Source organism: Myxococcus sp. AB036A, assembly GCF_006547355.1.
Taxonomy (GTDB): Bacteria; Myxococcota; Myxococcia; order Myxococcales; family Myxococcaceae; genus Myxococcus; species Myxococcus virescens.
On record NZ_VHLC01000111.1, the window covers coordinates 1 to 11,050 of the forward strand.

11 protein-coding genes are annotated in these 11,050 nt (G+C 69.3%); 9 read left to right on the forward strand and 2 right to left on the reverse strand.

The genetic code is table 11. The annotated features are described in order from the left end of the window. Positions 1 to 100 precede the first annotated feature (100 nt). From FL344_RS31990 to FL344_RS32005, 4 genes are all read left to right on the forward strand, one after another. Positions 101 to 985, forward strand: coding sequence for an SDR family oxidoreductase (locus FL344_RS31990; protein WP_090485062.1), 885 nt, complete (start codon positions 101 to 103; stop codon positions 983 to 985). Between the two features lie 211 nt (positions 986 to 1,196). Further along, on the forward strand, positions 1,197 to 1,865 hold the full coding sequence (gene raiA, locus FL344_RS31995) for a ribosome-associated translation inhibitor RaiA (RefSeq protein ID WP_141594562.1): 669 nt from the start codon (positions 1,197 to 1,199) through the stop codon (positions 1,863 to 1,865). Between the two features lie 415 nt (positions 1,866 to 2,280). Next, positions 2,281 to 2,742 carry a PTS sugar transporter subunit IIA gene (locus FL344_RS32000; protein ID WP_141594563.1) on the forward strand — a complete coding sequence of 154 codons (462 nt, stop codon included), beginning with the start codon at positions 2,281 to 2,283 and terminating at the stop codon, positions 2,740 to 2,742. 33 nt (positions 2,743 to 2,775) lie between these two features. Then, positions 2,776 to 3,621, forward strand: a complete 846-nt coding sequence (locus FL344_RS32005) for a hypothetical protein (RefSeq protein WP_167371014.1) — start codon at positions 2,776 to 2,778, stop codon at positions 3,619 to 3,621. Here the strand turns inward: FL344_RS32005 and dtd are convergent. Beyond that, positions 3,618 to 4,079, reverse strand: a complete 462-nt coding sequence (gene dtd, locus FL344_RS32010) for a D-aminoacyl-tRNA deacylase (RefSeq protein ID WP_141621204.1) — start codon at positions 4,077 to 4,079, stop codon at positions 3,618 to 3,620. The genes FL344_RS32005 and dtd overlap by 4 nt on opposite strands. Positions 4,080 to 4,264: 185 nt before the next feature. Between dtd and dacB the strand changes: the two genes are divergently transcribed. After that, complete coding sequence (gene dacB, locus FL344_RS32015; RefSeq protein ID WP_141594566.1) at positions 4,265 to 6,511, forward strand: D-alanyl-D-alanine carboxypeptidase/D-alanyl-D-alanine-endopeptidase; 2,247 nt, start codon at positions 4,265 to 4,267, stop codon at positions 6,509 to 6,511. Between the two features lie 210 nt (positions 6,512 to 6,721). Beyond that, positions 6,722 to 7,219: a single-stranded DNA-binding protein gene (locus FL344_RS32020; protein WP_141621205.1), complete on the forward strand. Its 498-nt coding sequence runs from the start codon at positions 6,722 to 6,724 to the stop codon at positions 7,217 to 7,219. Positions 7,220 to 7,341: 122 nt separating this feature from the next. On the opposite strand, the gene FL344_RS32025 is transcribed toward FL344_RS32020, so the two are convergent. Further along, positions 7,342 to 8,022: a succinate dehydrogenase gene (locus FL344_RS32025; RefSeq protein ID WP_140860840.1), complete on the reverse strand. Its 681-nt coding sequence runs from the start codon at positions 8,020 to 8,022 to the stop codon at positions 7,342 to 7,344. Positions 8,023 to 8,284: 262 nt separating this feature from the next. On the opposite strand from FL344_RS32025, the gene FL344_RS32030 reads away from it, so the two are divergent. From FL344_RS32030 to FL344_RS32040, 3 genes are all read left to right on the forward strand, one after another. Then, positions 8,285 to 9,169, forward strand: coding sequence for an Hsp33 family molecular chaperone HslO (locus tag FL344_RS32030; RefSeq protein WP_141594100.1), 885 nt, complete (start codon positions 8,285 to 8,287; stop codon positions 9,167 to 9,169). A 34-nt stretch (positions 9,170 to 9,203) separates the two neighbouring features. Continuing rightward, positions 9,204 to 10,235, forward strand: a complete 1,032-nt coding sequence (locus FL344_RS32035) for a Glu/Leu/Phe/Val dehydrogenase dimerization domain-containing protein (RefSeq protein ID WP_141594099.1) — start codon at positions 9,204 to 9,206, stop codon at positions 10,233 to 10,235. A 62-nt stretch (positions 10,236 to 10,297) separates the two neighbouring features. After that, positions 10,298 to 11,041 (forward strand): phosphoribosyltransferase, encoded by a 744-nt coding sequence (locus FL344_RS32040; RefSeq protein ID WP_141594098.1) that lies wholly within the window; start codon positions 10,298 to 10,300, stop codon positions 11,039 to 11,041. Positions 11,042 to 11,050: the final 9 nt, after the last annotated feature.

Consider the following 11,050-nt stretch of genomic DNA (forward strand, 5'->3'; position numbering starts at 1 on the left):
GCGGGCGGGGGAGCGGGCCCGGACCAGCCCGGGCTTGATTGCCGCTGGGGACCGCCACCCCCACCGTGCCTGGGTACTTCCTTCCGGAAAGGACCCAGACATGGCCCAGAAGAACCCTGACCCGCGTGAAGCCGGCCCCAAGCCGCCCTTTCCCAAGCAGTCGCAGCCGCACCCCGGCCACGAGGGGCGGATGGCCCCGGAGCCTGACTACGGCGAACAGTCCTACAAGGGGCTGGGCCGGCTCGAGGGCCGGGTGGCGCTCATCACCGGTGGAGACAGCGGCATTGGCCGCGCGGTGTGCCTGGCCTTCGCGCGCGAGGGCGCGGACGTCGCGGTGTCCTTCCTCAGCGAAGGGGACGACGCCCAGCAGGTGAAGCGCGTGGTGGAGGACGCGGGGCGCAAGGCCCTGCTGCTGCCCGGTGACCTGACGGTGGAGGCCCAGTGCCGCAAGCTGGTGGAGGACACCGTGAAGCGCTTCGGGCGCATCGACATCCTCGTCAACAACGCCGCGTACCAGGGCGAGGCGGTGGAGCGCTTCGAGGACTTCGACCCCGAGCGCCTGGAGCGCACCTTCCGCACCAACATCCTCGCGATGTTCCACCTGGTGCGCCACGCGCTGCCGCACATGAAGGAGGGGAGCACCATCATCAACACCAGCTCCATTCAGGCGTATGACCCCTCGCCCGCCATCCTCGACTACGCCGTCACCAAGAGCGCCATCGTCAACTTCACCAAGGGCCTGGCACGGGAACTCATTGAACGGGGCATCCGCGTCAACGCCGTGGCGCCGGGCCCCGTGTGGACGCCGCTCATCCCTCAGTCGTTCGATGCGGAGAAGACGTCCAAGTTCGGCAAGGACTCGCCCATGGGCCGCCCCGCGCAGCCCGCGGAGCTGGCGCCGTCCTACGTGTTCCTCGCCTCGGATGAGTCTCGCTACGTCAACGCGGAGGTGCTGGGCGTGACGGGCGGGCGGCTGCTCGCGTGAGCTGACGCGGCGCGTGATGTCACCGGACGCGTCCTGGCATGGTTCCAAACAGCGGCCATTGCCAGTGACGCGAGGTGCAGGCGGGATGTCCTGCCTCGGACGGGCGGTGTGTCCGGGAACAGGCAACCTGGTGGGGCGGGTTGCTTTCCTGGGCTGGGAAAGTTTCAGATCCCTCACGGAGCTCACCTCTCACCCTAGGAGGCAGCCACGCATGCAGTTCAACATCACCTTCCGTCAGTTCGGAGCGTCCGATTCCCTCAAGGAGTACGCACGCGAGAAGGTCGAAAGGGTGAACCGGTTGCTGGACCGAGCCGGCGAGGCCCATGTGGTTCTGTCGTTGGAACGCCACCTCCACCATGCGGACATCACCATCCACTCCGGCGCGTGGGTCCTTCGGGGCCGCGACAAGAGCGATGACATGTACGCGTCCATCGACCTGGCGATGGACAAGATCGAGCGCCAGCTTCGGCGCTACCGTGACAAGCTGAAGTCGCACCATGGCCGTGAGCGCGTCCACCACCGGCATGACTTGGTGGAGCAGCTCCGGGTCCGCCACGCCGTGTTCGAGCTCCCGGACGTGGAAACGCTGACGTCGCTGGCCGAAGCCTCCGCGAGTGAAGATGCGCCGAAACCCGCCGCCGTCGTGCCCGCGCAGCCCGCGGCCTCGTCGCAGGCTGCGCGCGAGGTGCGTGCCACCCACCTCACCGTCAAGCCGCTCACCGTGGGTGATGCGGTGATGCAGATGAACCTGATGAACAACGACTTCTACGTCTTCCACAACGTGGAGTCGGAGTCGCTGTGCATCGTCTACCGGCGCAAGGATGGCCAGTACGGCCTCATCGAGCCGCACGCCCCGGCGATCGCCGCCACGGGGACCTGAGCCGTCGCTGACCGCTGACTTCCGCGCGCCGTCACCCGGTGAATTGGGGTGACGGCGGGAAGTCCGCCATTCGAATGCCTCCGCGTGCTGGAGGGCGTCGGTGCGGGTGCCCATGAGGCCCCGCGCCCACGTCCCGCCGAGGGGGCGGTCCACCGAGCCGCTCCCGAACGGGGGCCTGGACGCGGGCGGGGGCCACCCCGGCGAGCATGCGCCGGTCGCCCTCGACGCGATGTCGATGACAGTCGACAGGAACAGACGCTTCATGGGAAGTCCCTACCTCCCGTGGGACGGGTTTCCCTTCCGCGTCATGATGCGCAGTGAGTGCGGAGAGCGCGCATCCAGACAGGCCACCCTTGCGCTAAAGAGGGGTGGGGAGTAATTGCCGCCAACCAGGAGCGCCAGCGCGGGAGCGTCAGTGAGAATCGCCGAGTTCCTCAGCCCCCAAGCCGTCATCGCCGACATGCAGTCGCGGACGAAGCCTGAAGTCCTGCGAGAACTGAGTGCCACGCTGGTGCGCGCCCATCCGCTGCTGACCGCGGACCGGCTGGTGGAGGTGCTGCGCGAGCGCGAGAAGCTTGGCAGTACGGGCATCGGCGAGGGTGTGGCCATCCCCCACGGCAAGCTGCCGGGCATGGGACAGCTCCAGGCCGCCTTCGGCGTGTCGCGCGCGGGCGTGGACTTCGAGGCCATTGATGGCAAGCCCACCCACCTGTTCTTCGCCCTGGTGGCGCCGGAGAACAGCGCGGGGGTCCACCTCAAGGCCCTGGCCCGCATCTCCCGTCTCTTCAAGAACCCGCGTTTCCGGGCCGCCATCCTCGAGGCGCCCTCGGCCGCGGACATCCACGCCCTCATCGTCCAGGAAGACGCACGGCCTTGAGTGGGCGTGCGTTCCGGGGGGAACATCCGCACCATGGACGTCGTCCTGAGACCCATCAGCGACCGCTTCTTCCACGAACACCTGCTGCCCTTCTTCCAGCGGGCGATGGGGGATGCCCCCGGCGCGCTGGAGTCCCTGCAGGAGCAGTTGGGGGACGGTCAGGCGCGCATGCTCTGCGAGCGGATGCTCTCCACGGCGCTGCCCGGCGGCGTAGGCTCCGTGGACGCGGACCCCTGGGCGGACCTGGTGGACCGGCTCGTCTTCCTGCACTGGACCGAAGGCCCCGCGGGCTGGGAGGTCGGTGAGGCGGAGGCGGGCTACGCGGACGGCTGGGACGAGGCCCTGCACCTGGCCCTGATGGTGGAGGAGGCGGACTATCCCTACTGGGACGCGCGGGGCTCGCGCGACGTCAGGGACCGCTTCCGCTTCCGGCCGCGTGAGGACGTGGGCCTGGCCTCGCTGCTGGCTGGCCTGTGGGAGCCCTTCCCGGAGTTCCCGCCGGACCAGGTGTTCACCACCCAGGGCCGGGGCGAATACTCCCCCGGCACACGCTATGCCTTCGCGGACTGGGCCTGGCGCCCGGCGAAGAAGGTGGCGCACTGGCAGGTGAACCTGCCGCGCAAGCTGGAGCGGCTCCTGACCCGCGAGCAGGCGCGGATGAAGCTGCCGTCGTTGCCGGAGAAGGAGGAGGTGCTGGCGTACTGGCTGGGCAAGCAGCCGCAGCCGCCGCCGCTCACGGTGGCCTTCTCCGGCCTGGGGCCCCGCGCGGCCAACTGGATTCGCGAGCTGGGCGCCCTCACCGCGCACCTGCGCGGCGCGGCGCTGGCGAAGCAGGGGCTGGCGGCGCTGGTGACGAAGGGCTCCGGCGTCCGAATCTAGCCTTTGGGCGCGGCCGGCCCGGGGCTCTCCAGCAGCAGCGTGACGGGGCCGTCGTTGACGAGCGCCACCTTCATGTCCGCGGCGAAGACGCCGGTGCCCACGCTCAGGCCGCGCTGGCGCAGCAGCTCGCAGGTGCGCTCATAGAGGGCCCTGGCGCTCACGGGCTCCATCGCGTCGATGAAGCTGGGCCTGCGCCCCTTGCGCGCGTCGCCGTAGAGCGTGAACTGGCTGACGACGATGAGCTGCCGGGACGTGTCCTCCAGCGACAGGTTCATCTTCCCCGCGGCGTCCTCGAAGATGCGCAGTGTGGCCAGCTTCTCCACCATCCACGCCACGTCCGCCTCCGCGTCGCCCTTGCCCACGCCCAGAAGCACCAGCAGGCCCGGACCGATGTCGCTCACGCGCTGACCGTCCACCGTCACCGACGCCTCCAGCACGCGCTGCACCACCGCTCTCATCGAAGTCACCTCGTGGACAAGCGTGTCTGACCGGGGGCTCGCGTCAGTCACGTCGTTACAGTTGGAATGTCAGGTTTCTGCCTGCTGGAAGAGCGAGCGCCCAGACGTGGACTCACGCAGCCACTCACCCTTGCCCGTCTTTTGCCCCGTTCCGCATAATGGCACCTGACTTCCCCGGAGAGAGTGTGCAGGTCCATCGAGCCAGCTCCATCTTGGCCGTGTCGGCCATTATTTTCCTGTCGCTTTCTCACGCAGCGCACGCCGCGCCCGCTCCAGCGGAGAAGCGCGCGGACCGCGAGGCCCTCAAGGCCGCGCTGCTGCAGGTCCTCCAGCGCGCGCCGCTGAAGGCCAGTCGCATGGGCGTGCTCATGCAGAGCCTGGACGACGGCGCCGTGGTGTTCAGCCACAACGCCGACGAACTGCTCAACCCCGCCTCCAACGTGAAGCTGGTGACGTCCGCCGCCGCGCTCGCGTCGCTGGGGCCCGAGTTCCGCTACGACACCGAGTTCCTGGTGGAGCCGGAGCTGGGCGCGGACGGCAAGGTGAAGACGCTCTACGTGCGCGGCAAGGGCGACCCGTCCATGACGACGGAGCGCCTGTGGGGCATCGTCGCGGAGCTGTGGCACGCCGGCGTGCGCGACGTGGGCGAAATCGTGGTGGATGACTCGTGGTTCGACGCCGAGCGCACGCCGCCCGGCTATGACCAGGAGGACACGGACCGCGCCTACATGGCGCCCACCGGCGCGGTGAGCCTCAACTGGAACGCGGTGGCCATCTACCTGCGGCCCGGCAACGCGCCGGGCGCCAAGGGCGTGGTGGAGATGGAGCCGCCCAGCGACTACTTCGTGGTGGAGAACCAGCTCACCACCGGGCCGCGGCGCGCGCGCCGCGTGTCCGTCACGTCGGACCCCGCCGGCCTTCAGCAGAAGATTGTCGTGCGCGGCCAGCTCCCGGGGGAGCGCGGCGGCGCCGTCAGCGTCTGGAAGAAGATCGACAACCCGCCCATGTACTTCGGCCAGTCGCTCAAGCAGATGCTGGTGACGCGCGGCGTGAAGATGAAGGGCAAGGTGAAGCTGGGCAAGACGTCCACCAAGGCCCGCATGCTGCACGTGTCGCAGTCGGACACGTTCGACGTGCTTCTCAAGCGCCTCAACAAGCTGTCCAGCAACTTCGTCGCCGAGCAGCTCCTCAAGACGATGGGCGCCGAGCTGCGCGGCTCGCCGGGCTCCTTCACCAAGGGCGTGGACGTGGTGGAGCAGTTCCTGGAGCGCGACGTGGGCATCCCCCGCGGCACCTACGTGATGAAGAACGGCAGCGGGCTGAACGACGCCAACCGCTTTTCCGCCACGCAGCTCAACCAGCTGCTGCGGCACATGGTGCAGCGCTTCCCCTTCTCGCCGGAGTACCTGTCGTCGGTGCCCATCGCGGGCAAGGACGGCACGCTCAAGTACCGCTTCGAGGGCAGTGACGCGGTGGGCCGGCTGCGCGCCAAGACGGGCACCCTGGAGAGCGTGTCCGCGCTGAGCGGCTACGTGACGAGCGCGGGCGGAGAGCGCTTCACCTTCTCCATCATGGCCAACGACTTCGCGGGCCGCGCCGGTCCCATCGTCGCGGGCCTGGACGCGCTGGGCGCGGCGGTGGCCGCCACTGGCTCCAGCCTGGGGCCGTCCACGGCGGTGGCCGCGCTGGCGGACAGCGGGCGGCCCTCGGGCGCCGTGGACGACGTGGCCGCTCGCATCAAGACGTACCTGGACCTGGGCGCGCAGCGCGACCAGCGCAACATCGGCTTCCTGCGCACCGCGTGGCGCAGCGAGAGAGACCCGGCCGTGCGCGCGGTGCTGGCGGAGAGCCTCTACCAGTCCAACCCGCACGACTACCTGGGCGCGCGCACGCTGCTGGACAGCTATTCGGCCACCGCCGAGGTCTATGGCCGGCTGAAGGACGTGGCGCGGGTGCTGTCCGTGGAGGTGCCGGGCGTCAGCAGCATGGTGGAGCTGGCGGCGGGCGGAAACGCGGAGGCGCTGGCCCGGGTGCTGGAGCTGGCGGGCGCGGCGGGCACGGACGCCCAGGCCCAGTCGGAGATGGCCGAGGCCCTGGGCGAGGTGGCTCGCACCGCGCCGGAGGAGCTGGTGGTGGCGCTTCGGGCGGCCAGCGCCAGTGATCGGGACGCGTGCACCACGCTGCTGGCGCGGGGGCTGGTGCAGGCGGGGCAGGCGGACCACCCCTTCTGGAAGTCGCTGCGCCGCACGCTGGGTGCCTCGGACCCACGGCTGGCATCCTTCGCCAAGGGGCTGGACTCCACGCTGTCGCAGAAGGTGGCGGAGGCCAAGGCCCCGGCGAAGACGCCGGAGGGCTTCACCCCCGTGCAGATGGTGGCGCCTGCGGGCAACGCGCCCGAGTCCTCCACCGCCGACAACCGCCCGGGCGGGTAGGCCGGAATCCACTGTGTTTCTCGCGAGTTCCCTCCGGCCGGGCCTGCCTCCCTGGCCGGGTGGCAGGCGGGCGTACGACACCCAGGAAGAAGGCGGCTTTCTGGCTGGGTGTCAGTACCCACTGCTATAGGTGGGAATCAAACCCGGCGGGTGCGTCCGGGGTGTAACCGGTCCTTGGTGGACCGGTTCTCGTGAGAAAGGAATGCAGTCATGGCTGGAGGCGTGAACAAGGTCATCCTCATCGGCAACCTCGGGGCGGACCCGGAGGTCCGGTTCACTCCCGGCGGTCAGGCGGTGGCGAACTTCCGCATCGCCACCAGCGAGAGCTGGGTCGACAAGAATGGCCAGAAGCAGGAGCGGACCGAGTGGCACCGCATCGTCGTCTGGGGAAAGCTCGCGGAGCTCTGCGGCGAGTACCTGAAGAAGGGACGGCAGTGCTACGTCGAGGGCCGCCTTCAGACGCGCGAGTGGACGGACAAGGAGAACCGGAAGAACTACACCACCGAGGTGGTGGCCAACGCCGTGACGTTCCTCGGCGGTGGTGGCCGTGACGCCGGAGACGGCATGGGCGGCGGGGGCGGGGGCGGTGGACGCCGGCAGTTCTCCCAGCCGCGTGGGGGAGACCACAACGACTACGGTCAGCCGCCTCCGGACGACATGGGCGGTGGCCCTGGCGGCGGCAACGGCGACGACGACATCCCCTTCTAGGCCCGGCTGACGCCAGCGGCGCCCTGGAAATGAAACCGGCCGCTCCCCGGAAGTCTCGGGGGCGGCCGGTGTGCTTCGTGCGCCTGGACTTCCAGGCCCGGGAGCGCCGGGCCCGGGCCGCGTCACGGAGGGGTGGCACCCACGGGGCTGAAGGCGGCGCCCGCGGTGTAGAGCGCGTAGATGACCGCCCAGCTCATCGCCGTCAGGACCAGGAAGAGGATGATGACCACCGGCTCGAACTTGCGCATGGAGCGCTCGCTGGAGAGCAGACCCCAGCCCATGGCGAAGCCCTGGAGGCCGTTGGCCAGGTGGTAGGAGGTGCCCAGGGTGCCCAGCAGGTAGACGACCAGGGTGGGCACGTGGTGGTGCATCTCCCGGGCGATGTCGTCGAACGCCTCCGGGTGGCCCAGCACCAGCCGCGGGTAGAGGAAGGCCAGCCAGATGTGGGCGCCCAGGAAGGCCAGCACGCCCACCGCGGTGATGCGCTGGAGGATGTACTTGAGGTTGCCGTAGTTGTTGTAGCGGACGTTGTTCGGCCGGAAGCTGAACAGGCGCACCAGGCCCCAGCCGGTGTGCATCAGCAGCGGCAGCAGGACGATGATGAAGGTGAAGACCTGGGAGAACGGGTTGGCGTACGTCGTCACCGACTTCTGCCAGGCGTCCGCGCCGTTGAAGGCGGAGAGGTTGTCCCACAGGTGGTTGACGACCCAGATGGACAGGGGAACCACCGCGAGGAACGAGCCCAGGCGGGACTTGAGGAGCGGTGTCTTCGTTTCTACTGCGGCAGCGGCTTGGGTGCTCATCGAATCTCCAGCGGCGGTGCGCGGGCGTCTTGCCGCGTCCACGGTCGAGGGCAAGTGACAGTCGGACGGCGGTTTATAGCCGGTCCAGCGCCCGGGCTGGATTTCTTCCTCACCCCGGCATGCCAGCACACCCACACGGAGGCATAAGGCTGACCTTATGCGTCACCCCGGTCCCCACTGCTGCCCTCCTGCCGGGCGCAGGGGGTCCCGCCTTCTGTCGTTGGCGGGCAATGCGGGCTCGGGCACGCTAGTTGCCATCGATATGTCCGACGAGCTTCTCAGTGGAATGTTGAAGAACACGGACCTGCGCGTGGTGCTCGCCACCACGACGGAGCTGTCGCGCCAGGCGCGTGCCACCCATGGCACCGCGCCCGCCGCCGCCGTGCTCCTGTCGCAGGCCCTCACCGCCGCCGCCCTGATGGGGGCCCTGCAGAAGGGCGACGCCCGCATCAACATCCAGGTGGAGTGTGACGGCCCCCTGCGCGGCCTCTTCGTGGATGGGGACACGTCCGGGCTCGTCCGCGGGTACGTGAAGAACACCTACGTGGAGTACTCCGGGAACGACGGGCAGTACCATTGGCGCCCCGTGCTGGGGAACAAGGGCTTCCTGTCCGTGCTGCGGGATTTGGGCGGCGGCGAGTACTACCGCTCCGCGGTGGAGCTGGAGGCCTTCGACCTGGCGGCCGACCTGGAGCGCTACTTCCGTCAGTCGGATCAGCTCCCGTCACATGTGCTGCTGGCGCAGCTGCCGGAAGGCGGGGCCACGGAGCCGCTGGGCCGTGTCGCCGGCCTGCTCGTCCAGCCGCTTCCCAGCGCGGACATGGAGGCCTTCGCGGCGCTGGGGGAGCGGCTGCGCCGTGACTTCGTGCCCTCGCTCCAGGCGCACGGCGAGGCGGGGGCCGCGGCCGTGCTGCGCGCGCTGCTGCCGGAGCCCGACTTCGAGGTCATGTCGCGTTACCCGCTGCGCTTCGGTTGTTCGTGCAGCAAGGACCGCGTGCTGCGCGCGCTCCTGGCCATGGGACGTGAGGAATTGACGGACCTTCTGGAGAAGGAAGGGCAGGCGGAGGCGACGTGCCAGTTCTGTACGACGCGCTATGTCATTCCTGGAGACGAAATCCGCGGCCTGTTGGAGCGCGGCGCCATTTGACTTGCACGAGGCGCGACGGTACTTGCCGCGCGCCATGAGCTACTTCACGCAGTTGCTTGAGGGCGGCTACGAAGCCGTCCACTTGTTGAGTGATTCGAAGTCGGGCCTGCGTGCCATTGTGGGCATGCACAACACGAAGCTCGGTCCAGGGTTGGGCGGCACTCGCGCGCTGTCCACCTATACCAGCGAGGAAGAGGCCGTCGCGGACGCGCTCCGGCTGGCGCGCGGAATGACATACAAGGCCGCGCTCGCGGGGGTCCCCCACGGCGGCGGCAAGGCGGTCATCATGCTGCCGCGCGGCAGCTTCGACCGTGCGAAGATTTTCGAGTCCTTCGGCCGCGCGGTGGAGTCCCTGGGCGGGCGCTACATCACCACCGAGGACAGCGGCACCAGCCCTGACGACATGGAGCACGTGCGCCGCCACACGAAGTATGTCGTTGGGCTGAAGGAGCGCAGCGGAGACCCGTCGCCGGTGACAGCGTATGGCGTGGCGCGCGCCATGGAAGCCACGGCGAAGCACGTCTTCGGCAGCCCGGACCTGAAGGGCCTGCGCGTCTCCGTGCTGGGCGTGGGGCATGTGGGCATGTACCTGGTGAAGGAACTGCACCAGCGCGGCGCCAAGGTGTGGGTGAGCGACATCAACCCCGCCAGCGTGCAGCAGGCGGTGACGCAGTACGGCGTCACCGCGGTGGACGCCGATGCACTCCATCGCATGGAGGCGGACATCTACGCCCCCTGTGCGCTGGGCGGCGCCATCAACGACACCACCCTGTCGCTGCTGAACGTGAAGGCGGTGTGCGGCGCGGCCAACAACCAGCTGCTCACGTCGCGTCACGGCGAGCAGTTGGCCCGGCGCGGCATCCTCTACGTGCCCGACTACGCGGCCAATGCCGGCGGCCTCATCAACGTGGCCCAGGAGTGGGCGGGGTATGACCGGGACAAGGCGTACGCCCGCGCCTCCCTCATCTTCGACACCATCGACACGGTGTTGACCCGCGCGAAGGAATCCGGCCTGCGCCCCGAGCAGGTGGCGGACCGGATGGTCGAGGAGCGGCTGGCCGGCTGAGCGCTCGCGCACGCAGTGCGTGTGTTGCCGCGATACAAAGACGACGTCTGGGGTGTGGCCGGATGTGGCCACCGTGCGGCCCTCGGAGTATGACGGGGCCGCACACACCCCAGCCGGAGTTCAGCGCCGTGGCGACCAAGCGGCAGAGCAAGTCCACCGAGAAGGCCTCTTCGAAGAAGTCCCCTGCGGTCCAGGCGGAGAAGCTCGTCTCCATTCCCGCGGACGTCGTGTTGGCGCCGCAGGTGGAGGCCCCGCGCCAGCCGACGGGGAAGGACCAGTCCCGAAGCCGGTCCGCGTCCAGCGGCGTGAAGGAGCTGTCCTGGAAGGAGTTCGACCGCGCGGTCCAGCAGCTCGCGGGTTCCATTCAGGAGACCTTCGAACCCCAGGTGGTGGTCGGTGTGGCCCACGGCGGAGTCTTCGTGGGCGGCGCGCTTGCGGGGGCGCTCGGCTGTCCGTTCTTCCCCGTGCGCATCAGCCGCCGAAGCAGGGACCGGGGCAGCGCCGCGCCTCGCACGTCGAAAACGCCGCAGCTCGCCGGGGAGATGCCCGCGGAGCTGAAGGGCCGTCGCGTGTTGATTGTGGATGACGTGGCCTCCAGCGGTGACACGTTGGAGCTGGCCTCCGCCCTGGCGCGCGAGGCGGGCGCGAAGAAGGTGGCCACCGCGTGCCTCGTGACGAAGCCCGGTGGCTTCTCGCCGGACTACTCGGCGCTCTCCACCGCCTCGCTCATGGTCTTCCCCTGGGACTACGAGCCTTCCACCGGCGACGCGCGCTTCGACGAGGACCCGGACAAGGCTGGCGCATGAGCCTTGGCG

Excerpts from the sequence above, each read along its gene's own strand:
- FL344_RS31990 (WP_090485062.1), top strand. The coding sequence starts at position 101 with ATGGCCCAGAAGAACCCTGACCCGCGTGAAGCCGGCCCCAAGCCGCCC.
- raiA (WP_141594562.1), top strand. The coding sequence starts at position 1,197 with ATGCAGTTCAACATCACCTTCCGTCAGTTCGGAGCGTCCGATTCCCTC.
- FL344_RS32005 (WP_167371014.1), top strand. The coding sequence starts at position 2,776 with ATGGACGTCGTCCTGAGACCCATCAGCGACCGCTTCTTCCACGAACAC.
- dtd (WP_141621204.1), bottom strand. The coding sequence starts at position 4,079 with ATGAGAGCGGTGGTGCAGCGCGTGCTGGAGGCGTCGGTGACGGTGGAC.
- FL344_RS32020 (WP_141621205.1), top strand. The coding sequence starts at position 6,722 with ATGGCTGGAGGCGTGAACAAGGTCATCCTCATCGGCAACCTCGGGGCG.
- FL344_RS32025 (WP_140860840.1), bottom strand. The coding sequence starts at position 8,022 with ATGAGCACCCAAGCCGCTGCCGCAGTAGAAACGAAGACACCGCTCCTC.
- FL344_RS32030 (WP_141594100.1), top strand. The coding sequence starts at position 8,285 with ATGTCCGACGAGCTTCTCAGTGGAATGTTGAAGAACACGGACCTGCGC.
- FL344_RS32035 (WP_141594099.1), top strand. The coding sequence starts at position 9,204 with ATGAGCTACTTCACGCAGTTGCTTGAGGGCGGCTACGAAGCCGTCCAC.
- FL344_RS32040 (WP_141594098.1), top strand. The coding sequence starts at position 10,298 with ATGTGGCCACCGTGCGGCCCTCGGAGTATGACGGGGCCGCACACACCC.